This is a genomic window from Pseudomonas asiatica (assembly GCF_009932335.1).
GTDB lineage: Bacteria > Pseudomonadota > Gammaproteobacteria > Pseudomonadales > Pseudomonadaceae > Aquipseudomonas > Aquipseudomonas asiatica.
Genome location: NZ_BLJF01000001.1, coordinates 2,068,326 through 2,091,804 on the forward strand (window position 1 = coordinate 2,068,326; position 23,479 = coordinate 2,091,804).

Annotated in this window: 20 protein-coding genes; 5 read left to right on the top strand and 15 right to left on the bottom strand. The window is 62.9% G+C overall.

The window, feature by feature from the left end; all coding sequences use genetic code 11:
- Window positions 1–53: 53 nt before the first annotated feature.
- Complete coding sequence (locus tag GYA95_RS09770) at window positions 54–1,964, bottom strand: DEAD/DEAH box helicase (protein WP_015270395.1); 1,911 nt, start codon at window positions 1,962–1,964, stop codon at window positions 54–56.
- 177 nt (window positions 1,965–2,141) lie between these two features.
- A complete protein-coding gene (locus tag GYA95_RS09775; RefSeq protein WP_015270396.1) occupies window positions 2,142–3,041 on the bottom strand; it encodes a helix-turn-helix domain-containing protein in 900 nt (299 codons plus the stop codon).
- Between the two features lie 183 nt (window positions 3,042–3,224).
- Here GYA95_RS09775 and GYA95_RS09780 point away from each other — a divergent pair, with 183 nt between their 5' ends.
- The 3 genes from GYA95_RS09780 to GYA95_RS09790 all read left to right on the top strand — a co-directional run bounded on the left by GYA95_RS09780 (window position 3,225) and on the right by GYA95_RS09790 (window position 7,171).
- Window positions 3,225–4,583, top strand: coding sequence for a glutamine synthetase family protein (locus GYA95_RS09780; protein WP_161551383.1), 1,359 nt, complete (start codon window positions 3,225–3,227; stop codon window positions 4,581–4,583).
- A 190-nt stretch (window positions 4,584–4,773) separates the two neighbouring features.
- Window positions 4,774–5,862, top strand: coding sequence for a polyamine ABC transporter substrate-binding protein (locus GYA95_RS09785; RefSeq protein ID WP_015270397.1), 1,089 nt, complete (start codon window positions 4,774–4,776; stop codon window positions 5,860–5,862).
- 13 nt (window positions 5,863–5,875) lie between these two features.
- Window positions 5,876–7,171 carry an NAD(P)/FAD-dependent oxidoreductase gene (locus GYA95_RS09790; protein ID WP_015270398.1) on the top strand — a complete coding sequence of 432 codons (1,296 nt, stop codon included), beginning with the start codon at window positions 5,876–5,878 and terminating at the stop codon, window positions 7,169–7,171.
- A gap of 104 nt (window positions 7,172–7,275) precedes the next feature.
- On the opposite strand, the gene GYA95_RS09795 is transcribed toward GYA95_RS09790, so the two are convergent.
- On the bottom strand, window positions 7,276–7,581 hold the full coding sequence (locus GYA95_RS09795; RefSeq protein WP_015270399.1) for a helix-turn-helix domain-containing protein: 306 nt from the start codon (window positions 7,579–7,581) through the stop codon (window positions 7,276–7,278).
- Window positions 7,582–7,851: 270 nt separating this feature from the next.
- On the opposite strand from GYA95_RS09795, the gene GYA95_RS09800 reads away from it, so the two are divergent.
- Window positions 7,852–8,529, top strand: coding sequence for a DUF3313 domain-containing protein (locus GYA95_RS09800; protein WP_015270400.1), 678 nt, complete (start codon window positions 7,852–7,854; stop codon window positions 8,527–8,529).
- A gap of 140 nt (window positions 8,530–8,669) precedes the next feature.
- Here GYA95_RS09800 and GYA95_RS09805 read toward each other — a convergent pair whose 3' ends face one another.
- Complete coding sequence (locus GYA95_RS09805) at window positions 8,670–10,046, bottom strand: L-serine ammonia-lyase (protein ID WP_015270401.1); 1,377 nt, start codon at window positions 10,044–10,046, stop codon at window positions 8,670–8,672.
- Window positions 10,047–10,192: 146 nt separating this feature from the next.
- On the opposite strand from GYA95_RS09805, the gene GYA95_RS09810 reads away from it, so the two are divergent.
- Entirely contained in the window at window positions 10,193–11,134 is a 942-nt protein-coding gene (locus tag GYA95_RS09810) for a LysR substrate-binding domain-containing protein (protein ID WP_013972698.1), read from the top strand.
- A gap of 227 nt (window positions 11,135–11,361) precedes the next feature.
- Here GYA95_RS09810 and GYA95_RS09815 read toward each other — a convergent pair whose 3' ends face one another.
- From GYA95_RS09815 to GYA95_RS09865, 11 genes are all read right to left on the bottom strand, one after another.
- Entirely contained in the window at window positions 11,362–12,783 is a 1,422-nt protein-coding gene (locus GYA95_RS09815; protein WP_015270402.1) for an undecaprenyl-phosphate glucose phosphotransferase, read from the bottom strand.
- A gap of 149 nt (window positions 12,784–12,932) precedes the next feature.
- Complete coding sequence (locus tag GYA95_RS09820) at window positions 12,933–13,709, bottom strand: WecB/TagA/CpsF family glycosyltransferase (protein ID WP_015270403.1); 777 nt, start codon at window positions 13,707–13,709, stop codon at window positions 12,933–12,935.
- Window positions 13,709–14,896, bottom strand: coding sequence for a glycosyltransferase family 2 protein (locus tag GYA95_RS09825; RefSeq protein ID WP_015270404.1), 1,188 nt, complete (start codon window positions 14,894–14,896; stop codon window positions 13,709–13,711). The genes GYA95_RS09820 and GYA95_RS09825 overlap by 1 nt, the downstream gene beginning before the upstream one ends.
- Entirely contained in the window at window positions 14,893–16,095 is a 1,203-nt protein-coding gene (locus GYA95_RS09830; protein WP_015270405.1) for a glycosyltransferase, read from the bottom strand. Before GYA95_RS09830 ends, GYA95_RS09825 begins: the two co-directional genes overlap by 4 nt.
- A gap of 60 nt (window positions 16,096–16,155) precedes the next feature.
- Window positions 16,156–17,160 carry a VirK/YbjX family protein gene (locus GYA95_RS09835; protein WP_043935637.1) on the bottom strand — a complete coding sequence of 335 codons (1,005 nt, stop codon included), beginning with the start codon at window positions 17,158–17,160 and terminating at the stop codon, window positions 16,156–16,158.
- A gap of 9 nt (window positions 17,161–17,169) precedes the next feature.
- Window positions 17,170–18,147 (bottom strand): glycosyltransferase family 2 protein, encoded by a 978-nt coding sequence (locus GYA95_RS09840; RefSeq protein WP_015270407.1) that lies wholly within the window; start codon window positions 18,145–18,147, stop codon window positions 17,170–17,172.
- A 5-nt stretch (window positions 18,148–18,152) separates the two neighbouring features.
- Window positions 18,153–18,677, bottom strand: a complete 525-nt coding sequence (locus GYA95_RS09845) for a serine O-acetyltransferase (RefSeq protein WP_013972705.1) — start codon at window positions 18,675–18,677, stop codon at window positions 18,153–18,155.
- Between the two features lie 8 nt (window positions 18,678–18,685).
- Window positions 18,686–19,642, bottom strand: a complete 957-nt coding sequence (locus GYA95_RS09850; protein ID WP_015270408.1) for a glycosyltransferase family 2 protein — start codon at window positions 19,640–19,642, stop codon at window positions 18,686–18,688.
- Window positions 19,635–20,252 carry an acyltransferase gene (locus tag GYA95_RS09855; protein ID WP_024087161.1) on the bottom strand — a complete coding sequence of 206 codons (618 nt, stop codon included), beginning with the start codon at window positions 20,250–20,252 and terminating at the stop codon, window positions 19,635–19,637. Before GYA95_RS09855 ends, GYA95_RS09850 begins: the two co-directional genes overlap by 8 nt.
- Window positions 20,253–20,357: 105 nt before the next feature.
- Window positions 20,358–21,824, bottom strand: coding sequence for an FAD-dependent oxidoreductase (locus tag GYA95_RS09860; protein ID WP_015270410.1), 1,467 nt, complete (start codon window positions 21,822–21,824; stop codon window positions 20,358–20,360).
- 236 nt (window positions 21,825–22,060) lie between these two features.
- On the bottom strand, window positions 22,061–23,437 hold the full coding sequence (locus GYA95_RS09865; RefSeq protein ID WP_015270411.1) for an oligosaccharide flippase family protein: 1,377 nt from the start codon (window positions 23,435–23,437) through the stop codon (window positions 22,061–22,063).
- Between the last annotated feature and the right edge of the window lie 42 nt (window positions 23,438–23,479).

The window sequence follows — 23,479 nt, forward strand, 5'->3', positions numbered from 1 at the left end:
CCTTGTAGGAGCGGCCTTGTGTCGCGATGGGCTGCAAAGCAGCCCCAACAATATCAATCCCGAACCTGGTCCTTGACCCAGTCCAGCATCCCCCCCGGCACGATCAGTTCATGCCGCGCCCGCGAACAGGCGGTATACAACCCCGCCAGCATCCGCGCCCGTTCATTGCGGTTCCCCGCTACCTGCGGCGCTACCATCAGCTCCGGCGACACCATCACCCGGGCGAATTCCATGTTCTTCACATCGCGCACCCGCCCCAGGAACAGCTTGGGCGCCTTGTCCCAACGGTAACGGCTCTTGGCCCTGGCAAAGTGCTCTGGCGTGTAGCCCTTGCGCAGCATGTTGGCCACGGCGACGAACGCCTTGTCATCACCCTTGTCCTGCTCCAGCGCCTGCCAGCTGGCATAGCGGAACAGCATCGGGTGACGCGGCCGGGTGCCATGGCGATACAACTCGATGCAGTCTTCGACGAACAGCTCGAAGTCCTTGCGCGCGCTTTTCAGCAGCACGAACGGCACGCCCTGGTGGGTCAGGCGCTGGAACCAGCCAAACAGGCCCCATTCATCGTCGACGATCAGCGCCGTAGGCTGTTCCGGCACCGTTACCGCATCGAAAAAGCTGACCCGGGTGTAGTGCTCGGCGCTGCCACTGAAGGCCGCCTGGATCGCCGCCGGGTGGGCATTGATCAGCGGGTTCAGCACGTTGTCCATCGCCGGCCCGGCCCGCAGTGAGTGGTCGATATAACGCTGGCGGATAAAGCCGCCATGGTGCGCGCTGAGGCCGTTGAGGTTCTGCAGCTCGTCACCCAGGGCAATGATCGACTGCGGGCTGCGGTCGAGCACGGCAAGCATCGGTGCCGACAGCTCGTGGGCCTCGTCGACGATGACATGGGTGTAGCGGCTGTCGATCACATGACCGGTCAGCGAAAGCAGTTTGACCCGATGGTAATCGCGCACCGGCAACTGGATTTCCCGTGCCGACGGGCGAATCAGCTCCTGCCAGTACAGGCGTGCCTTTTCCAGCAACACTTCCTGGTCCAGCGGCGTGGTGCCCGGCCCGGCCCACGGCAGGTGGTGCAACTGCAGCTGGGTGTCGGCGCTGTGGCAGAACGTGCGTACCGCGCGGATGCACAAGGCAACCACATCGCGCGCGGCGAGCGGGCCGATGTCGGGGATGGCCAGCCAACGTACCACCTGCGCATCCTGCGGGCGCCACGACAGCTTGGTGCGATACGGGTCGCGCAGGCGCCAGCCATTGCTGGTGAGGTCGCGGTTGAGCAGTTCGTCGGCCAGCTGGCCGAAGGTCAGCGCGGTGTAGGCGGCGGCGTCCTTGACCCGCGCCTGCAGGGCGCGCAGCTGGCCTTCGGTCAAGGCCAGCAACAGCGTGCGCTGGGGCTCGAGCAGGCGGGCGAACTGGTGAATCAGGAAGGTCTTGCCGGTGCCGGCAAAGCCCTGCACCGCCACCGACTCATCGATACCACTGAGGAATTCGCGCAGCAGGCGGTTCTGTTGGTCGCTGAGCATCAGGTCGCTGGCCAGGGAAGGCAGGTACACCGGGTGCAGCGGGGTTGCCCGCTGGCGGTAGCTGTCGGCGAACTGGAAATTCCACTGGCCCTCGGCGTCCAGCAACTCCTCGGCCTGGTACTCCACCTCGGTCGACAGCAGTGCGATCCCGTTTTCGCCCAGCATGCCCAGGCCCATGGCGAAGGCTTCGCGATCGAAGTGCTGTGCTACCTGCCCCTGGAAGCGCCCCGGCGCGGCGCTTTCGACCTCGTTGGCAATGCGCACGATTTCGGCAAAGCGGCGTTCCTGCGCATCCGCCGAGGCGGTGGCGGGCTGGCGCGGCAGGTTCTGCACGAACAGCACGACGGCGGCGTCGAGCACGCTGGCGGTGGTGAAGAAGTCGGTGGTGGGCTCGCTGGCGAGGCGGTCGGCCTGGTCGCTGGGCAAAGGCAGGTAGAACATCGGCACCTCGGGTGAAATCAGGGCGGCACGATAGCAATTTTTGCTGTGGAATGCTGGGTTGTGTATTGCCTGGCCCGGCCTCTTCGCGGGTGAACCCGCTCCCACAGGGACCTCACAATGCCTGGCACTGAGGTAATCCTGTAAGAGCAGCTATACCACCAAGCTACACCACCAGATTCAGCCCCTGCCCCGCTTCAAGGTCTCGCTGGGAAACTCCTTGAACAACTGCCGGTAACTCTCTGAAAACCTTCCCAAATGCCAGAACGACCAACGCATCGCCACCTCGGCCACGGTCACTTCACCGCCATGCAGCAGATCGCGCCGCGCACCGTTCAGCCGGCGCAGGCGCAACCAGTGCGCCGGCGGCATCCCGGTAAACGCCTTGAAGGCTTGCTGCAACTGACGCAAGGAAACCCCGGCAACATCCGCCAGCTCCACCAGATTCAGCGTTTCCTCCGGGCAGTCGGCCGCCCACTCGCTCACCCGCCGCATGATCGCCCGTTCCTCGTCACGCCGGCCCAACGCCACGCCCTGCAGGCGTTGGCAGGCGTTGTCGAGGATGAACAGGCAGTCCTCCAGCAATTGCTCCGCCAGGGCCTGCCCCTGCAGAGGGCAATCCGCCTGGCCCAGGCGGGTCAGTGTCGCACTCAGCCAACTGCCGAACAGCGCATTCTGCCCGCTGCCCAGCGGCACCATGAACAACCCTTCCAGGCGCTGCGGGTCAAGCCCATGGCGCGCCAGGAAGGCCTGGTCGAACACGACCGCCACTTCCTGGTAGTTCTCTGGCGTGATCCAGATGTTCCGGCTCTGCTCGTTCAGCAGGTACAGGCTGTTCTCGCTGCGGTCGAAGCAGAACGCCAGCGAACCGCTCGGCGCGCGGAAAAACTGCTCCACCCGGGTGTTCAGCCGCTCCTCGTACACCTCCACCCCGTCCAGCCCCAGGCAACGCAGCTCACCGCTGAAATGCCCGGGCGACATCTGCCGGTACTGCTGCTGCCAGCCAGGGGTGGCACGTACTTGTTCGGTTACGTCGGTGGTGTGGTAAGCCTGGACTTGCAGGGCATTGGCGGTTGTCACGCTCGGTCCTAGTTGCACTCTTTTGGTGCATTCATTGCCGGAGAAAGTGGATAGATCAGCCTTGCGGGCTGCGACCAAGATAGTCTCCAGCGCGTCACCTGGGAAGCGGGACGCCTTCGAAACCCTGGAACGGTTTACGCTGGCACGCTTGCTCCCACACCAAAACCCAACCAAGAGGTCTGTATGAACGCCCCCTTCGATCAGCTGTCCGCCTGGCTGAAAGAACACCGTATCACCGAAGTCGAATGCGTGATCAGCGACCTGACCGGCATCGCCCGCGGCAAGATCGCACCCACCGCCAAGTTTCTCCACGAGCGTGGCATGCGCCTGCCCGAGAGCGTGTTGCTGCAGACGGTCACCGGCGACTATGTCGACGATGACATCTACTACAACCTGCTCGATGCCGCCGACATCGACATGGTCTGCCGCCCAGACCCGAGTGCCGTGTACCAGATCCCGTGGGCGATCGAGCCGACCGCGATCGTTATCCACGACACCTTCGACAAGCAAGGCAACCCCATCGAACTGTCGCCGCGCAACGTGCTGAAGAAAGTGCTCAAGCTTTATGCAGACAAAGGCTGGCAGCCAATCGTGGCACCGGAGATGGAGTTCTACCTGACCCAGCGCTGCGAAGACCCGGACTTGCCGCTGCAAGTGCCGCTGGGGCGTTCCGGCCGTGCCGAAAGCGGCCGCCAGTCGTTCTCGATCGATGCCGCCAACGAGTTCGATCCGCTGTTCGAAGACGTCTACGACTGGTGCGAGATCCAGGGCCTGGACCTGGACACGCTGATCCATGAAGACGGCCCGGCGCAGATGGAGATCAACTTCCGCCACGGCGACGCCCTGGACCTGGCCGACCAGATCACCGTGTTCAAGCGCACCATGCGTGAAGCCGCGCTCAAGCACAACGTAGCCGCCACCTTCATGGCCAAGCCGATCACCGACGAGCCCGGCAGCGCCATGCACCTGCACCAGAGCGTGGTCGACATCGCCACCGGCAAGCCGATCTTCGCCAATGAAGACGGCAGCATGAGCCAGCTGTTCCTGTACCACATCGGCGGTTTGCAGAAGCACATCCCCAAGCTGCTGCCGATGTTCGCGCCCAACGTCAACTCGTTCCGCCGCTTCCTGCCGGACACCTCGGCACCGGTGAACGTCGAGTGGGGTGAGGAAAACCGTACCGCCGGGCTGCGCGTACCCACCTCAAGCCCCGAGGCAATGCGCGTGGAAAACCGCCTGCCGGGCGCCGACGCCAACCCGTACCTGGCAATCGCCGCCAGCCTTCTGTGCGGCTACCTGGGCATGGTCGAGCGCATCGAGCCCAGCGCACCTGTGCAGGGCCGTGCCTACGAGCGGCGCAACCTGCGCCTGCCGATCACCATCGAGGACGCGCTGCAGCACATGGAAGACTGCGAGACCGTGCAGCAGTACCTGGGCAAGCAATTCGTCCAGGGTTATGTGGCGGTCAAGCGTGCCGAGCACGAGAACTACAAGCGCGTGATCAGCTCCTGGGAGCGTGAATTCCTGATGCTGAGCGTGTAATCACCTTCCAGGGCATGCACCGGACCTGCAGGAGCAGCCTTGTGCTGCGAAGGGGCCAGTGCCGCCACAGCTGATCCTTTGCCCTACCGGCCTGTTCGCAGCACAAGGCTGCTCCTACAAGGTGATGAGTCACCTGTGGGAGCGGCCGCCATAAACCGAACGCCAAGAACAATACCAACGAGGTGTCCCCATGCGTCATCTGCAAGCCCTGATACCCGCCGCATTCACCCTGCTGTTCGCCACCACTACCCAGGCCACTCCCTCGGTCAGCGTGTACAACTGGACCGACTACATCGGTGACACCACCGTGGCCGACTTCCAGGCCAGCAGCGGGATCAAGGTGGTCTATGACGTGTTCGACTCCAACGAAACACTGGAAGGCAAGCTGCTGGCCGGGCGCACCGGCTATGACGTAGTGGTGCCATCCAACCACTTCCTCGCACGCCAGGCACAGGCGGGTGCCTTCCTGCCGCTGGACCGCAGCAAGCTGCCGAACTGGCAGCACCTGGACCCCAAGCTGCTCAAGCAACTTGAACAGAACGACCCAGGCAACCAGTACGCCGTACCCTACCTGTGGGGTACCAACGGCATCGGCTACAACATCGACAAGGTCAAGGCGGCCCTGGGCGTCGACCATATCGATTCATGGGCGGTGCTGTTCGAGCCCGAGAACCTGAAAAAGCTCAAGCAATGCGGCGTGGCGTTCATGGACTCGCCCGATGAACTGTTCCCGGCCGTGCTCAACTACCTGGGCATGGACCCGCGCAGCGAGAAACCGGCCGACTACGCCAAGGCGGAAGCCCGCCTGCTCGAACTGCGCCCCTACATCACCTACTTCCACTCCTCCAAGTACGTTTCCGACCTGGCCAATGGCAATGTCTGCGTGGCCTTCGGCTACTCCGGCGACGTGTTCCAGGCCGCCAACCGCGCCGTGGAAGCGAAGAACGGGTTAAAGATCGCCTACAGCATTCCCAAGGAAGGCAGCAACCTGTGGTTCGACCTGCTGGCCATCCCCAAGGACGCCAACAACCCCGAACAAGCCCTGGCGTTCATCAACTACCTGCTCGACCCCAAGGTGATCGCCAAGGTCAGCGCCACGGTCGGATATGCCAATGCAAACCCCGATGCCCAGGCCTACATGGACGCATCGCTGGTAAACAACCCTGAGATCTACCCACCCCAGGACGTGCTGGACAAGCTGTACATCTCCAGCACGCCGAGCCCGAAAATCATGCGTGTCATGACTCGCTCCTGGAGCAAGATCAAGTCCAACCGCTGAGCCGAGAACGCCCATGTCTTTCACTACCCAACACACCGCTTCGTACTATGCCGCCACGGCACGCGATGCGGCGCCCTACCCCAGCCTGGACGGCGAGCTGAGCGCCGATGTGTGCGTGGTCGGCGGCGGGCTGACCGGGGTCAATACCGCCCTGGAACTGGCCGAGCGCGGCCTCTCGGTGGTGCTGCTGGAGGGCCGACGCATCGGCTGGGGTGCCAGCGGCCGCAATGGCGGCCAGCTGATTCGCGGCATCGGCCATGACGTCAGCGGCTTTGCCCGGCATGTCGGCCAGGACGGTGTGCACTACCTGAAACAGGCCGGCATCGATTCGGTAGCGCTGGTGGCCAGCCGTATCGCCCGGTACGGCATTGCCTGCGACCTGCGCTGGGGCTTCTGCGAACTGGCCAACACCCCTGCGCAGTTCGCCGCCTTCAAGGACGAACAGGACGACCTGGCCGCACTCGGTTATCGCCCTGAAACCCGCTTGGTCAGTGCCGACCAGCTGCATGAAATCGTCGCCAGCGACCAGTACGCCGGCGGCCTGGTGGACATGGGCTCGGGCCACCTGCACCCGCTTGACCTGGTCCAGGGCGAAGCCCGCGCCGCCCACGGCCTGGGCGTACGCATCTTCGAGCAGAGCCCGGTGCTGCGCATCGAGCACGGCCCCCGCGTGACACTGCACACAGCCCGTGGCAAGGTGCGGGCAAGCAGCCTGGTGCTGGGCTGCAACGCCCACCTCGATGAACTGGAACCACGCCTGAGCGGCAAGGTGCTGCCGGCCGGCAGCTACGTGGTGGCCACCGAGCCATTGCCCGAAGCGCTGGCCAACAGCCTGATCCCGCAGAACATGGCGCTGTGCGACCAGAAAGTCGGCCTGGACTACTACCGCCTCACGGCAGACCGGCGCCTGCTGTTCGGCGGCGCCTGCCACTATTCCGGCCGCGACCCCAAGGACATCGGCGCCTACATGCGGCCCAAGGTGCTGAAGGTGTTTCCGCAACTGGCCAACGTGCGTATCGAATACCAGTGGGGAGGCATGATCGGCATCACCGCCAACCGCTTCCCCCAAGTCGGGCGCCTCAGCCAGCACCCCAATGTTTACTACGCCCAGGGCTATTCCGGGCATGGGCTGAACGTGACGCACTGGACGGCGAAACTGCTGGCCGAAAGCATCGCCCTCGGCCACAGCCAGGGGCTGGACGTGTTCAGCGCCGTGCCGCACCTGACCTTCCCCGGTGGCAAGGCACTACGCTCACCGCTGCTGGCGCTGGGGATGTTGTGGTATCGACTGCGGGAGGTGCTGGGTTGACGTGGCAGCAGGCTTGCCTGCGAATCGGAAGTTAAAGGAAATTTTTCAAAAAATTCCGTAATTCACTGATTTTAAAGGGCTTTCAAAGAACAAAGATAAAGGACTCAAAGAAGAGCCTGTAACCATTTGTTTTTAATGATATTCAGCAGCTTCAAAGCCGGTCCCGATGGACGCGTCTCGCCCTGCTCCCATTTGCGCACTGTCGATGCGCTCGTGTGCAAATGCATCGCAAAGACCGGCTGGCTGAAGTTGAGTGCCTCGCGCAAACGGCGTATGTCCAGTGCGCTGAAATCTCGCACCGGTGCAGGGCATAGCGCTTCGTAATCCCGAAGCGTGACCTTGCCGATCGCTCCGGCCTCGTGCAGGGCGACAAGGTCCTCGCGTAACGATTCAATCAGTTTGCTGCTCACAACATACCTCCACCCGCCTGCAACGCCCGGCAGAGCAAACCCAGAAAGACTTTGCCCGCGAATCGCAGCACTTCTGCTCCTTAACGGGCATAGTTTTCCAAGGGCGGCAGAAACTGAAAAGCCAGCGAAGTCCCAAGACACTGTAGGAATTTGCGCGCTTGGGAACGTGACCGTAGCCACTTCCCACTACAGATTGAACCAGCCCACTGGCCAACTGCCCCGCACCTGCTAGCGTTGTTCTGGCCGACCTATCATGGATGCATCTTCATCATGAAATCATTGCCCCGCATTACCCTGTTGTGCGCCGCACTGCTTACCATGGCCGCCTGCTCCAGCAATCGCGTGGACCCAAAGGACTACTCCGGCTTCCTCAAGGATTACAGCCGTCTGGAGGAAACCAAGAGCCCGTCGGGTGACCCGGTGATGCGCTGGATCGACCCCAAGGTCAACGTCAACCAGTACAGCCAGGTGTTCATCGAGCCCAGCCAGTTCTACCCCAAGCCGCAGCCGACGCCGGTCATCTCGGCGCAGACGCTGCAGGAAATCACCCGCTACTTCAACGAAGCGCTGCGCCGTGAAATGGGCAGCGTGGTACCACTGGCCAAGGGCCCCGGCCCGGGCGTGATCGTGGTGCGCCCGGCCATCACTGCGGTGTCCACCAGCAACGAGGGCCTCAAGCCCTATGAGGTCATCCCTATCGCGCTGATTTCAGCCGGTGTGAACACCGCCATGGGCGGCCGTGACCAAGAGGTGGATGTCGGCGTGGAAGCTGCGTTCCTCGATGGTGCCAGTCAGAAAGTGCTGGCCCAGGTCGTGCGCAAGGGCACGGGGCAGGAGCTGGAGAACAAGACCACGCAGCTGACCCTGAATGACGTCAAGCCGGTGCTGGATGGCTGGGCCAAGGACATGCGTGCGAGTTTCCTGGAAGCGAAGCAGAAAGCCCGCTAAAGCCTCACTGGTCCATGTAGGAGCGGCCTTGTGTCGCGATGGGGCGCGGAGCGGCCCCAGATCCACATATTCAAGCTGAAATCGCTGGGGCTGCTTCGCAGCCCTTTCGCGACACAAGGCCGCTCCTACAGTTGACCGCGTCAGCACTCTACGAAGGCAACGGCAAGGCCGCCACGCGAGGTCTCCTTGTAGTTGGCATGCATGTCCGCCCCGGTATCACGCATGGTGCGGATCACCCGGTCGAGCGAGATGAAGTGCTCGCCATCCCCTCGCAACGCCATCTGCACGGCGTTGATCGCTTTCACCGCAGCAATCGCGTTGCGCTCGATACACGGCACCTGCACCAGGCCGCCGACAGGGTCGCAGGTCAGCCCAAGGTTGTGTTCCAGGGCAATCTCGGCGGCATTTTCCAATTGCGGCGGCGTAGCGCCCAGCACCTGGGCAAGGCCGGCAGCGGCCATCGAACAGGCCGAACCTACCTCGCCCTGGCAACCAACCTCGGCCCCGGAAATCGATGCGTTCTTCTTGCACAGGATGCCAACCGCCGCTGCCGCCAGCAGGAAGTCCACCACGTCCGCGTCACACGCCCCCGGGTTGAACTTCATGTAGTAATGCAGCACCGCCGGGATGATGCCGGCAGCACCATTGGTAGGTGCTGTGACCATGCGCCCGCCGGCGGCATTCTCTTCATTCACCGCAAGGGCGAACAGGTTGACCCATTCCATGGCGCTGAGGGTGGAGCCGATCACGTTGGGCTTGCCCAGCTCCTGCAGGCTGCGATGCAGCCGCGCCGCACGGCGCTTGACGTGCAACCCGCCCGGCAGGATGCCTTCATTGCGCAGGCCATTGTCGACGCATTCACGCATGGCACCCCAGATCCGCAGCAGGCCCTCGCGTACCTCGGCCTCCGAGCGCCAGGCGCATTCGTTGGCCATCATCAGCTGCGCCACACTCAAGCCATGGCCCTTGCACAAAGCCAGCAATTGCGCAGCGCTGTCGAACTCGTACGGCAGCACCACCGCGTTCGCTTCGACCGCTGGCGCATCGATCTCGGCTTGCTCGACGATAAAGCCTCCGCCTACCGAATAGTAGGTCTGGCGCAACAGGCTGCCCTGCCCGTCCATGGCTTCCAGGCTCATGGCATTGGGGTGATACGGCAGGTTCTCGTCAAGCAGCAGCATGTCGCGGCTGTACTCGAACGCCAGTGGGTGGCTGCCATCGAGCATCAGGCAGTGCTCCTGCATCACCTGGCCGATGCGCGACTCGATGGTGGCCGGATCGATGCGGTCCGGCCACTGGCCCATCAGGCCGAGCAGGCAGGCGCGATCGGTGGCATGGCCAACCCCGGTGGCCGACAGCGACCCGTACAACCGCACCTCGACACGGCTTGCCCGGGCCAGCAGCCCCTGTTCGCGCAGGGCCTGGGCAAAGGTAGCCGCCGCCCGCATCGGGCCGACGGTGTGGGAACTGGACGGCCCGATGCCGATTTTGAAAAGGTCGAAAACACTGATAGCCATGCTAATGCCTGACCGTGCCCGGGTATGAAGCCGCAGCGCGGTTATCTGGAGAAATTGAGCGATATTGCGATTTTGCGCGATACTGCCGCGCTGGTTCACGGATGACCAACGAAACTTCCTAAGCAAGGCTTTAGTGGTACTAAACGATGCGACGACAACTCAATGGCCAGACGTTCGTCTGGCTACACGTGTTCGCCTGTGCGGCCCGGCACTTGTCCTTCACCCGCTGTGCCGAAGAGCTGCACATTACCCCGGGCGCCGTCAGCCAACAGATGCGCCAGTTGGAGGAACGCCTGGGCTACCAGCTGTTCCTGCGTCGGGCACGTGGTGTGGAACTGAGCGCCGAAGGGCAACGCTTGGCACAGACGGTGACCGAAGCCTACGGCAGCATCGAAGCCGAACTGCTGCGCCTGGATGCAGGTGAGATCCGCGGCACCTTGCGCCTGCGCTCGATCCCGTCGTTCCTGGCCAAATGGCTCACGCCTCGTCTTCCGCGTTTTCAACAACGCTACCCGGACATCGAGTTGCGTCTGGTGGCCGAAGACAGTGCCCAGGCGTTGACCCCGGGCGATTTCGACCTGGCCATCGACCTGAACGATGGCAGCTACCCCGGCATGCTCTCGACACCACTGCTGGACGAGCAGATCTTCCCCGTATGCTCCCCCACCTTGCTGCGCGGGCGCCCGCCGCTGCACGGGCCGGCGGATCTTGTGCACTACCCGCTGCTGCACGACATTACGGCCTGGCGCGGCAGTTCGGAATATGCCGAATGGGAGTTCTACCTGGAGGGCATCGGCGCCGCCGGCCTGGATGTGCGGCGCGGGCATACCTTCAACCGCAACCACCTGACCATCGAGGCGGCGATTGCCGGCATTGGCGTGGCGATCGCCCGACGCACGCTGCTCAACGACGAACTGGAGCGCGGCGCACTGATCGTGCCGTTCGGGGTGCCTATCGCCAATCACAAGCGCTATGTAGTGCATTACCCACCGGGCGGGCTGAACCAGCCGGGGGCGCGGGCGGTGCATGACTGGCTAGTGGAGGAAGCGCGGGGTTTCAGGGAGTTGCACCCGCTGAACAAGGACTAGGCCAACCAATTGCGGCTGCACGAAATCGCTCTCATAGAACAACACATGACTCATTGGTTCGGCGGGGTTCTGTAGGAGCAGCCTTGTGCTGCGAAGAGGCCGGGGCTGACAAAGCCTGTCTATTGACTGTATCGGCCTCTTCGCAGCACAAGGCTGCTCCTACAAAGGACGCGCCAAGCGAGCGATATTTGTTCTCCGGCGACAGCGCAGCCACACCTGGGGAGGTCTCAATAAGCCTGCTTGCCGGTAAAGGCGCTAAGTGTGCGCACCAGAATCACGAAATCCAGCCACAGCGACCAGTTGTTGATGTACTCGATGTCCGAGTCCACCCGCTGGATCATCTGTTCGATATCCCTGGTTTCGCCCCTGAACCCACGCACCTGCGCCAGGCCGGTCATGCCAGGCTTGATATTGTGGCGAGCGAAGTAGTCGACGATGTCCTGCGAATACAGCGTGTCATGCTGCAACGCATGCGGCCGCGGCCCTACCAGCGACATCTCCCCGGTCAGCACATTGAACAACTGCGGCAGTTCATCGAGGCTGGTGCGGCGGATAAAGGCGCCGACCCGGGTCAGCCGTGGGTCATCCCTCTGCGCCTGCTTCACCACGCCATCTTCCGGCTGGTGGACATGCATGCTCCTGAACTTCCAGATACGGAACGCCTCCCCCGTCCAGCCGGTGCGCTCCTGACGGAAGAAAACCGGGCCGCGGCTATCGAGCTTGATGGCCAGCGCAACGGCCAGCAACACCGGCGATGCCAGCAGCAGGATCAGCGCCGCCAACACCCTGTCCTCGAGGTTCTTCAAGAACAGGCTCATGCCCGTCAGCGGTGTTTCCGACAAGGTCAGCACAGGTATGCCGGCAATTTCCCGCACGCTGTGATTGATCAGGCGCAACGAGAAGATATCCGGTACCCAGTTCACCGCAATGCACTTGTCGAGCAACTTGAGATACACATCGTTGATGACCTCGGAACCGCCCAGCGGGGTCACCAGGTACACCGTGCGAATGCCATGGCGGGCCACGATATCGTCGAGGTCGGCAATAAGCCCGAGCACCGGCATGCGCTGCTTTCCTTCGGCACTTTCGCGCCCCGACTCATCGGCATTGTCGATCAGCACGCAACCCAGCACGCGTTCGCCGAACCAGGGGTTGTTGCTGATTTTCTGATACAGGAAGTTGGCCAAGTCACCGGCGCCAATGATCAGGGCGTTGTCCAGGCGTGCATGGGCGCTAAAGCGCTTTTGCAATTCGCGCACGGCAAAGTGCAGGAACAACTGGGCGATGTAGCCAATGATGAACAACTGCACGACCAGCAGTCGCGAATAGGTTTCGCTCTGTTTGGCCAGGAAGGCCATGACCACCAGGAAGCAAAAGGTTGCCGACCAGGCCTTGAACAGCCGGAAAGCCTTGATGGAAAGCCCGACGTTGGTACGGTAGATCGCATAGTGATCGTAGATGACTGCCAGTGCGCCAACCAGCAACAGCAGCATGATCACGTAATCGGAAGTGATGTAGCCGAACTGGTCGTAGATCAGGTACCAGGCAATACCGATGACTGCAATTCCATCGAGGCCGGCCTGAATGGCGTTACTTACGCTGCTTCTTCTCTGCAGTAAGGAACGACTGCTTCTCGGCTCTAAGACCATTTCAGACCTCATCAATTTGCGCGCAGCAAATGCCTTCCACCAACCAGCAAGGCTTGACAACGGCTCATGCAAAGCCCGTGGAGCAAAATCCTGCAGCCGCAAGCCATTGATCAAACTGTAGCAGCCATCCGCCATCAGCGTGCCCGGAATCACCGTTCGTGCGGATTCTGACGCTCATACGGTGTGCCTGGCCGCCCACCGTCGCGGCGGAACAGCAGGGTACGCACGAGGAACAACGGGTTGCCCACAACATAGCGAATGAACAAACGCTTCGGCTCGCGCAACAGCCGGTATAGCCACTCCCCACCCAACCGCCGCAACCACTCGGGCGCCCGGCTGACCTTGCCGCCGAGAAAATCCAGGATCGCGCCGCCACACACGATCAGGCACGGCCCCCCAGCTGCCGCCAGCCTTGCGGCCACAATCTCCTGCCTGGGCATTCCCATGCCCAGCACGATCAGCTCAGGTTGCAAATCCCTGGCCAGTTGCAGGTAGGTATCGACGCTGGCAAAGCCATCGTGGACCGACACCGGTACCACCCCGAACGTGGCTGTGCTTCGTTGCACGGCCTGGTCCAGGTACGGCTGTCGGGTGCCCCAGAACGCAACCCGCCGCCCACGGTAGGCAGCCAGAAGCCTTGGAATGAAGTCGGTGCCATTCATGTTGAGCCCTGGCTCAAGCCCCAGCCGGCGATACAGGATCGCCAGGCCGGAACCATCGCGCAGCAGTACGTCGGCCGCTGACAATGCCTGGTGGCAGGCGCCATCACGAACCACCAGGTTCATTGCATGGGCATTGACGAAGCCCAGCACGGTCGCGGCTTTCGGGGCGCTGAGCCTGTCCAGCAGGCGCTGCGCGGCAGTGGCATCCGGCACCACTTCGAGCTTGCCGACAAGGGTGTTCCAGCGTTCCTGCCAATGAGCCATCAGTCTTCATCCCGTTTCGAACGTACCCATTCAACCTGTCGCTTGATCAGGAACCGCAGATACAAGGGGAGCTTCCTTACAGCGTAGAACGGCGCGTACAGCAGCACGGAGAACGGGATCAGTTCGCGACAGAAACTCGCCCAGGCCACTGCGACAGCAAGGCCGAGCAAGGCCAGCGCGCAAAGGGCGATCCACGCAGGTGCCGCCAGGCCGAACAGCAGGTACGCCAGCCAGGCCACCAGGTTAAGGCCGAGCAAGGCCAGCACCAGCAACGCCAGCGGCGGCACCAGCAGGTCCAGGGTCATGGCCAGCAAGCTGCCGTTACGCTGGGTGATTGCCGCCAGCGCACGCTTGGGCACATCGGCCAGCATCAGGCTCAGGTGCCCATGTTCCCAGCGGGTGCGCTGGCTGCCCAGGCCTTGCTGGCTGGCAGGGAACCGGCTGCTGACCACGGCCTCGGGGCAGAACACTGGCGGCTTGCCCTGCTGGCACAGGTCCAGGCCCAGCTTCACATCCTCTACCAGGTGCCCGTTGGCCAGGTCGATCAAGGTCAGGTCACGCCAGCCGAATGCCATGCCGGCGCCCATCAACTGGCATGGCAGGCCCAGCCGCGCCCAACCACGCGGGCGCACCAGGTTCTTGACCCGCCAGGCGAACTCGGCAACCTGCACTGTCAGCCCAGCCCCTGCCGGTGCGTACATCAGGTACAGCGCCTGCACCGGGCGAGCGACTTCTCGGTAGCGCCGCGCCAGGCGCTCGATTGCCCCCTCGCCCACCTGGCAGTCGGCATCCACCACGATCACCACCTCGGGCGGCTGATCGGCCAGGTGGCGCACGCCAAAGTCCAAGGCGTAGCCCTTGCCGCGCAACCGTGCATCGTGGCGCTCCACCACTTCGGCACCCGCCTCGCGCGCCAGTTGCACGGTGTCGTCAGTGCAGTTGTCCGCCACCACCAGCAAGCGGTCGCCAGGCCGCAACTGCGGGGCAATGCTCGCCAGCGTGGCACCAATAATCGAAGCCTCGTCGTGAGCTGGCACCAGCACTGCCACCTGCGGACGGGCGGTGTTGCCCATCGGCTGCGCGCGTGCAGGCAGGCAGGCCATCAGCACCTGCACCAACAGCAGCAGCACCGGCAACAGGACGATGGCCGCCAGCATGCCCAGTATCCAAGCCAATACACTCATCATGCGGATGCCTTGAAATAGCTGGCCAGCCTGGCCGCCTCGGTATCGATGTCATGCCGTTGCAGCACACGCTGGCGTGCCGCCTCGCCCATGCGCTGCAGCACTTCGGCAGGTTGTGCCAGGCAATCGGCCATGGCCGCTGCCAGCTCGTCCACGGCACCGGCAGGGAACAACCAGCCGTTTTCGCCCGGCCGCACCAGCTCGGGAATGCCTGCCACATAGGTGGTCAGCACTGGCCTGCGCAAGGCCATCGCCTCCATGATCACCACCGGCAAACCCTCGGCAAAGCTGGGCAGCACCAACGCACGCGCCGCCAGGATTTCCTCGCGCACCTGTGCGCTGCTGATCCAGCCGGTGATGCGCACCTGCTGCTGCAAGCCATACCGTGCAATCAACGCCTCGACCTGGCCACGCATTTCACCGTCGCCGGCCAGCACCAGTTCGAAGGCGATCGACCGGGCGGCCAGTACTCGCGCGGCCTCGAGCAGCAGCAGCTGGCCTTTCTGTTCGCACAGGCGGCCGACGCACACCAGGCGCGGCGCCGTGGGCACGCCAACCGGCGCCACCTCATGGAAACTGCGCTCGAGGCCGCAATGCACTACCTTCACCTTGGCCCAGTGGTCGTGTGCCACCCAGCGAAACAACTGGCTGCGCCCGTACGAGCTGACCGCCGCGACAAATGCGGCACGCCGCACCTTCTCGCCCATGTGCAGAAACTGCGGCTTGTCGAACTCCTCCGGCCCGTGCACGGTAAAGCTGTAGGCCGGCCCGCCCAGCACATTGGCCAGCATCACCACCTCGGTGGAATTGGTGCCGAAATGTGCATGCACATGTCTTGCCTCGCCAGCCTGCAACCATTGCAGTACCTGGCAGGCCTCGGCCAGGTAGACCAGGTGGTAGGGCCAGGCGCGGTCGGCCCGCAAGCCAACGCGCATGGCCAACTGCAGTGCCCGGAAGAACCGGCGCGGCTGTGCCCGCAGCACTTGCCAGGCCGGTGCCAGCAACCCCTTGATGCCACGCTGCAGCACATAGCGGGTCTTGGCCCGTTCGCTCGCGTCGTCGGCATCCTGCAACTCGGCGTCCCACCCGCGCAGGGCAATACGCTGCACCTCTACCCCCTGGCGCTCCAGCGCCAGGATCTCGCGGCGGATGAAACTGTGGCTGACCTTCGGGTACTGGTTTATGAAGTAAGCAATGCGCATAGAAATCCAGATCAAGACCCGCGTAGTGAACATTCAGACCTGCCGCGGCAGGGCTGGCGATTACTTCAGGCTGTCGACTACCGGCGGCCGGGGCCCCGCCGATGCCATCTCGTCAGATACATCCCCCTGTTCCCCTTGTAGTCCAAGGTTGTGACCGCTGCCTGGCAACACGGCCTGCAAGCGGGCGAAAACATCGTCGAGCAGCACCTGGCGGCGGCGGTACATTGCCCGTTTCTTCGCCGGAATATCCTGTTCCGCCCGCTGTACCGCAGCCAGCGGAAGGGCGAAGAAGTCAGCATGGCTCGATGCAGTAGCACCGTGTTCCAGCCAGATCACATCATAATTGGCCGCCAGGTCGTGGCCTTTGTCGCTGCCAAAATACGCGTGCCGATGGTGGCGGCAGGCATCACGGACGGCATACAGGTGCGCCACGCCAAGGGTCCTGGCCAGGCACTTCAATGCCTCGAGCAACAGGCTGCGCGGGCGCAGCCCTTCGAAGTCCTTGGTCAGGTCGCGGTAGATGGCCAGTGAGGTTTCGCTGTCGATACCCTTGTGGATGCCCTGCACGGCACCAATGAACAGGCACAGTTCGCCCTGGCTGCGGCACAGGCTGAATGCCAGGGATGCCACGCGCAGGTCGCTCTGAAACAGGTTCAATACCAACTCGCCTTCGCGCTTGAACCAGATCGGCCGGTCCAAAACCAGACGACAACCCGGCGAATGGCTGGACAGCTCGCACAGCGTCAGGCTTTCGTCCCGCCCCAGCAGCAACAGCGCCGGAAACTGCCCGGCCAGCACTTCGAAGTGCGAAGCCACCACCTCCAGGCGCTGCGGGGCTTCCCAGCATTTGCTGAGGTAAGGCCACTGCACGACACCGATGCAATCCACCCCTAGCCGCTGCAAGCCTTGCTGGCCCAGCGCCGCCGTCATGCGCTGCAGGAAGGCGTTCAGTTCAGGCCATTGCCTGGCAATCTGCAGCGCCAACCTGCACTTGTTGTTCAGCGCCCGCAACGAGTAGCCCGGTTGCAAGGTAAACACGCTTTTGACGATCGTGCCGAGCATCATGGGCCTCTCTCACTTGTACTCGATCAACGTCGATTTGCCGGCCGCGATGCGGTGGCGCAGGAACTTCAGTTGCCCGAGCATTTCCGGGAACTTGCCCAATACCAGAAACACTGCCTGTAGCCAGTTCTCCCGCACCGACTTGCCACCACGGCGTGCCAGGCGTACGGCCTGCAGCGGGTAGACCGCCAGCAACAGCAGGCCCCAGCCGCCCAGCAGCAGGCAGGCCAGCACGATTACCACGGGGATGCCCAGACCCCACAGCCAAGCCCGGCGCGATTCGCGCAACCAGTGCCGCTCGGGTGGCTGACCATGCAGGTAAGCCCCTTCGGCATAGGCGTGGCCAGCGCGCAGGCTACGCCGCCACCACTGGCTGAAACGGGTCATGGCGGCGTCGTGCAGGGTCATCTCGGCGTCCAGGCGCCAGACTTTCCAGCCCTTTGCCCGCAGGCGCACGCACAGCTCGGGCTCCTCTCCGGCAATCAGCTCGGGGCGAAAGCCGCCGACGGCGGCAAAGGCATCTGCTCGCATCAGGGCATCGCCACCACACGCCTTGGCCTCGCCAATGGGGGTGTCCCACTCCAGGTCACACAACAGGTTGTACACCGACCGCTGGGGGAAGCGCTCGCGTCGGCGGCCACACACCACGGCCACGTCGGGGTGGTCGTCGAGAAACGCCTGCGCCGCGGCCAGCCAGCCGCCATCCACCTCGCAATCGCCATCGACGAACTGCACCCGTTGCAGCGACGGCAACCGCCGCTGCAAGGCGAAAAAGCCTTCGTTGCGCGCGCGTGCGGCAGTGAACGGGGTGTCCATGTCCAGCGCCAATACCTCTACCCCCAGGCTGCGGGCCAGGTGCGGTGAACCATCGGTAGAGCCGGAGTCGACGTACATGATCTTGTCCGTACCCTGTAGCAGCGAACGCAGGCAACGCTCCAGGCGCAGGCCTTCGTTGCGGCCAATCACCACCACTCCGATGCCGCTCGCCATGGGCCTCACTCGACGGGCGCCGTGGCGGCCGGTTGCCTGGCCTTGATGATGGCCGGCACCCCCACCGCCAGCGAATTGTCCGGCACATCCACCAGCACCACGGCGTTGGCACCGATGATCACGTCGTTGCCGATACGGATGCTACCCAGCACCTTGGCCCCGGTGCCGATATCGACGTTGTTGCCGAACACTGGTGCAATCGGCTCATCGACGTTCTTCAGGCCCACCACTACCCCGTTGCGGATGCGGCAGTCATCGCCAAACCGGGCATAGCCGCTGACTACGATGCCGCCAAAATGGTCGATGACGAAGTTGCGGCCGATCACCACCTCGCACGGCAGCTCCACACCTGTGATGATCTGCACGAACTTGAACAGGACCTTGTAGATGAGCGAAAACAGTTTTCGCAGCAGTGCCGGGCGCACCCCATAGCGCCAGCGGCCGAAGCGGTACACCAGCAATACCCAGAAGCCCTGGGCGCCCCAGTCGCCCCCATGGGCACGCAGGTCGGCACGTATATTCTCGAACATGGCTCCACCTACCTTGTCGGTTGGCTGGCGTACCGGGTCTTGAACAACAGAGACCAGGTCGCCCGGCAGTGACGCCAGCAGGCCTGTATTGCGCCCAGACCGCGTCGTTTCAACAGCGCCTTGAGTGCCAGTACCAGGTCGCCCAAGGTGACCAGCAGCATGTGCAGGGCAAGGCCCGCCAGCCCGTGATGCTTGCGGAAGTACAGCAGCTCGCTTTCGATCTGGTATGACGAGATCTGTCGGCTGGCCGCCTCCAGTTCGGCCACCGATCTGGAGCTTTCCCCTCCGATGTGCACCACCGTGGTATGCGGGTAGAACACCACCTTCCAGCCTGCAGCCTTCACCCGCTTGCAGTGGTCGACCTCCTCGTAATAAAGAAAGTAGCGCGGGTCGAACAGGCCCACCTGGTCGAGCACTTCGCGGCGCACCAGGTAGAAGCAGCCAGGCAGCCAGTCGCACTCGCGGACCGAAGCGTGGTCCCAATCCATTTCGTCGACCATTTTCAAGCCCGGGAAAAAGCGCCCCAGCCCGGTACGCCCGACGAACACGTTGAACGGTGTGGGGAAGTAGCGGCAACTGGGCTGCAGGGCGCCGTCGCGTCCCTCCAGGCGGACCCCCAGCACACCGCACTCCGGGTGGGCTTCCATGTAGTCGAGGGTTTTCTGCAGTGAATCGGTGGCGACAAAGGCGTCGGTGTTCAGCAGCAAGGCGTACTTGCCCTTCAGGTGCGCCAGCAACTGGTTGTTAGCCCGGCCGAACCCCACGTTCTGCTTGTTGCTCAGCAGCAGCGCCTGCGGGCATACCTCGGCCATGCGCTGCAGCGAGTCATCGGCGGAGGCATTGTCCACCACCAGGTAGCTGGCCAGCCGTTCGCTGTCGGCCCGACGCAGTGCATCGAACATCGGCTGCAGCAGCCCGGCCGTGTTGAAGTTGACCACCATGACGTCCACAGGTTTGCTAGCCATTGTTGCCGTCCCCGAAGAAATACTGGCGCCTTTGCGCCATCAGCTGCGGCTCCAGTTGCGGGTCGTAGGCACCATTGCGCTGCTTGACCAGGTCGATCCATGGGTAGGCCTCGCAACGTGCCTCAACCCGCTTGATCAACGCCTCGGTGGTGCATATGAACTCTGCAGGGTTGCCACCGAACACCGTGCCCGGCGGCACATCCTTGGTCACCACGGCACCGGCGGCCACGATCGACTCAGGCCCGATGGTGACGCGGGGCATGACGATTGCACCGTGGCCGATGAAGCAGTTGTCCTTGATGTCGATGAAACCGACCGAATCCAGGTGCTTGCCGAAGCGATGTTCGATCAGCAATACCACCCCGTCATGACCGATCAGGGTGCAATCGGACAGCCCCACACTGTTGCCGATGCGAACCAGCGAAGGGTCGAGGAACTTGCAGCCTGTATTGACATAGAAGTTGCTGCCTACCGAGTGGAAGTTGCCCCAGCGGGCAAGGTAGGCCCCCCACTCAAGCCCTGACGGCTTGCAGAACCTCCTGTAGAAGGAGCTTCCTCGCCCCGTTGCATGGACATAGTGCGCCACTGCCTTGCGTATCCATCCCTTCATTCTGCCAGCCTCGCAATCAAAGCCATCTGGACTGTCCCTGAGGCGCATCCGGTCTCGTTCTTGTGGGTGCTGACCGTCGCGCACTCAACCCGTTTACAACATGCATCACCCCACGGCGTCGCTGGCCGCGCTCAGCCTGGCATCGAGGTGGTCGGCCAGGCGTACCGCAAACTGCAGCAGCGGCATGGTCGGATTGCAAGCGCCGCCCGTGGCAAAGATGCTGCTGCCGGCGACATAAAGATTTTCGGTACCGAACACCTTGCAGTTGGTATCGACAACACCAAACTGCGCCGAAGACGCCATGCGCGTGGTACCCATGTGATGGGCATGTGGCGACAACTTCAACGGTATCGAGGTGTCGTAAACGAAGTCATTGAGCCTGATGTAGCCCAGGTCCATGGCAGCCCACTGCTTGGCCAGCTCGCTTCCGATGCACTTGATGGTGTGCCGGTCATCAGCGGTCAGGGCCCAGTTGACATTGACCTTGGCCACGCCCAGTGCGTCCTTCTCCTCCAGCAGCGAAATACGGCTGTGCAGGTTGGGAAACTGCTCGATCATGGTGCTGATGACGCCATCACCGGGGCAGTTGAACTTGGCCACGAAGGCGATCTTGCTGGCTACTCCCATGTCGCAGGCCAGGTTCTCCAGAAAATGCTTCACCTCGGCAGTACGACCATAGGTTTGCACATCAGCCAGCAAGGCGGCCCTGACGTTGCCCTTGCCTGCCTTGTACTCCTCAACGAAAGCATCGGTGGTGTAGTACTCGCGCGGTTCAGGGGCCAGCCTCGAATTGAGGATAAAGGTGCCAAGATCAATGTTCAGATGCTCCATGAAGCACCCGCCGACCAGCCCGTCCTTGCTCACGATCCCCGCCGCCGCCAACGACTCGCTGTTGAGCAGTTGCCGGGCATTCTCGATGGCACCTGTAGCGAGTACGAAGTTTCTTGCAACCAGGCGCTGGCGATTGCACTCGTAATCGGAAAGCACGACTGCAGCCAAGTGACCGGAGGCCTGGTCGAACTCCAGGTTCACGCAATTGCAGTTGATGAATACGTCCAGGCCCTGGGTCTGCTCCAGGGCCGTGGCGTACTTCTGCGCAAAGCGCGTTGGCGGGCTGAGCAGAAAGCGGTCCGGTTCGAAGTCACCGCCGTCGAGGCCATCATTCAACGCGCGAAAGTCCGCCCCTGGCGGCAGGTCGACGATATCCATGGCAGCAGGCAGGTAGCCTGCGATCTCCGAATAAGGAATGGGCCAGCCAGGCAAGTCGCCAATGGGAGGGACTGCGAAGTCCGAGGGGCTGAACGGCCGGCAACGGCCGGCCCAATGGTTGGATGTGCCGCCCAGGTAACGCAGGCGAGCTTCCCCGGCATACAGTTCCAGGCCAGTGGATGCACAGGCGTACAAGGCTTGCGAGTTCGCCGAGTACTCGCGCCCGCCACCTTCGGCAAGCAGGACGCTCCAGCCGGCGGCGGCCAGGCGCAGGCCCAGGGTGATACCGGCCGGGCCGGCGCCGATGATGCAGACATCGTAACTGTCGCGCAGCGCCTTCTGCTGCTGATAGTCCCTGATCATGCGTGCTCGTTCCGGAAGTAACGGGACGGCAGTACCCAGCCGTTGATCACCACGAACCCAGGCCTGCCAGCAGGTTGGCTGGCGACGGCTGGCGTAGCAGCGAACACCACACCACCTACACCAAGCAAGACACAACTTTGGAGAAACCCCCTACGACCCAATTGCGCAGTACAAAACGTAAGTTTCCCCATGATCCAATGACCTGCACCTTAGAAAGTTTCACCCGACAAGCCGAATTACAGCCAGTTGAAAAAGGCTGTCAGCAGCGCCCCGCAAAGCGCCCCGACCAGCAGCATCGGCAGTACCACCAGCTCACGCCTCAGGCTGAACATATCCAGCTTGCGATTCACGTACACGATCAACACAAGGGTTGGCACGGTATGCAGGGCAACCCCCCAGATCGCCCAGTCAACGCCACCGATCGCCAGCAACAGTGGCAACAACCCCCACAACGAGACCAGGCGGATGATGTTATCCATGGCCTGGTACTTGGTCAGGCCCAGGGCAATCCACACCTGATGAGCCAAGGTATAGCGCAATGTGAGGAACGACAGCGAAAGAATGGCCATCATCGGGCCAGCTTCACGGTAGCGATCGTCGTACAGCCAACCGATCAGCAACGGGCTGGCGGTCAGGAAGCCACCACAGATGAACAGCACCAGCAGGTCGACCAGCAGGCGGAAGCGGTAATACAGGGCCTTGAGGCGCTCCTTGTCATCGGCCCGTGCCGCTTCGCTGAAGGCGGGCAGCGCCACCGCGCCGAAAACCTTCATCAGCGCGGTCTGCACGGCACCCAGGATCAACACGGCAATCGAATACACACCCAGTTGTGCCGCCGTCATGCTGGCGCCAAACCACATGCGGTCACCGTACATGGCCAACACGCCAACCATCGACGACAGCAAGATCCAGCGGCCGAACACGATCAGTTCGGTCAGCGCGCTGCGGTCCCACTGCAGGCGGTTGTCATGCCCCTCCAGGGCGGTGTGACCGAGCAGGGTCCAGGCCACGGCAGACACCAGGCCAGCGATCACCAGTGCCCACACCGAATGGGTCAGGTAGCCCAGCACCAGCATCACCACCAGGCCGACCGCCTGCGAGGCCAGGTCCACCAGCACCACGCGCTTCTGTTGGAAAGTCCGTACCGCGACATCTATCTTGGTGGACTGAAAGCCCCAGATCACCGCCGACAGCCCGGTTGCCGCCAGCACCATCGGCAACACCGGTGCGGCATAGGTGGAGTCCGCCGGCCACAGCTCGGCGAGCTGGGCGAACCAGGCCCCCAAGGCCAGCAGCAAGGTCAGGGCGAACAGTACGAAGCCGCGGATGATCTGCACGGTCCATGCAGTATTGAGAAAATCCGGGTCGTCACCGCGATGGCTCTGGATGATGTTCTGCCGCAGGCCGACATCGGACAGTAGATGCAGGAGTACCGAAACGGTGGTGGCGATGACCATCACCCCGAACATTTCCGGCAGCAGCAAGCGGGCCATGATCAGGTTGCCGCCAAGGCGCATCACCTGTGACGCCACTTGTGCAACCAGGTTCCATGACCCGGCCCTCAGGGCCCGCTTGCGCAGGCTCGCGGTGGCAGACACATCAATCGACGGCATGAGAGCAATCTCTGACTGACTGGCTAAAAGGTCACTATAGTT

Bases quoted from the DNA above. Each gene is read 5' to 3' on its own strand.
- GYA95_RS09770 (WP_015270395.1), bottom strand. From the start codon at position 1,964: ATGTTCTACCTGCCTTTGCCCAGCGACCAGGCCGACCGCCTCGCCAGC.
- GYA95_RS09780 (WP_161551383.1), top strand. From the start codon at position 3,225: ATGAACGCCCCCTTCGATCAGCTGTCCGCCTGGCTGAAAGAACACCGT.
- GYA95_RS09785 (WP_015270397.1), top strand. From the start codon at position 4,774: ATGCGTCATCTGCAAGCCCTGATACCCGCCGCATTCACCCTGCTGTTC.
- GYA95_RS09790 (WP_015270398.1), top strand. From the start codon at position 5,876: ATGTCTTTCACTACCCAACACACCGCTTCGTACTATGCCGCCACGGCA.
- GYA95_RS09800 (WP_015270400.1), top strand. From the start codon at position 7,852: ATGAAATCATTGCCCCGCATTACCCTGTTGTGCGCCGCACTGCTTACC.
- GYA95_RS09805 (WP_015270401.1), bottom strand. From the start codon at position 10,046: ATGGCTATCAGTGTTTTCGACCTTTTCAAAATCGGCATCGGGCCGTCC.
- GYA95_RS09810 (WP_013972698.1), top strand. From the start codon at position 10,193: ATGCGACGACAACTCAATGGCCAGACGTTCGTCTGGCTACACGTGTTC.
- GYA95_RS09815 (WP_015270402.1), bottom strand. From the start codon at position 12,783: ATGGTCTTAGAGCCGAGAAGCAGTCGTTCCTTACTGCAGAGAAGAAGC.
- GYA95_RS09820 (WP_015270403.1), bottom strand. From the start codon at position 13,709: ATGGCTCATTGGCAGGAACGCTGGAACACCCTTGTCGGCAAGCTCGAA.
- GYA95_RS09825 (WP_015270404.1), bottom strand. From the start codon at position 14,896: ATGATGAGTGTATTGGCTTGGATACTGGGCATGCTGGCGGCCATCGTC.
- GYA95_RS09830 (WP_015270405.1), bottom strand. From the start codon at position 16,095: ATGCGCATTGCTTACTTCATAAACCAGTACCCGAAGGTCAGCCACAGT.
- GYA95_RS09835 (WP_043935637.1), bottom strand. From the start codon at position 17,160: ATGATGCTCGGCACGATCGTCAAAAGCGTGTTTACCTTGCAACCGGGC.
- GYA95_RS09840 (WP_015270407.1), bottom strand. From the start codon at position 18,147: ATGGCGAGCGGCATCGGAGTGGTGGTGATTGGCCGCAACGAAGGCCTG.
- GYA95_RS09845 (WP_013972705.1), bottom strand. From the start codon at position 18,677: ATGTTCGAGAATATACGTGCCGACCTGCGTGCCCATGGGGGCGACTGG.
- GYA95_RS09850 (WP_015270408.1), bottom strand. From the start codon at position 19,642: ATGGCTAGCAAACCTGTGGACGTCATGGTGGTCAACTTCAACACGGCC.
- GYA95_RS09855 (WP_024087161.1), bottom strand. From the start codon at position 20,252: ATGAAGGGATGGATACGCAAGGCAGTGGCGCACTATGTCCATGCAACG.
- GYA95_RS09860 (WP_015270410.1), bottom strand. From the start codon at position 21,824: ATGATCAGGGACTATCAGCAGCAGAAGGCGCTGCGCGACAGTTACGAT.
- GYA95_RS09865 (WP_015270411.1), bottom strand. From the start codon at position 23,437: ATGCCGTCGATTGATGTGTCTGCCACCGCGAGCCTGCGCAAGCGGGCC.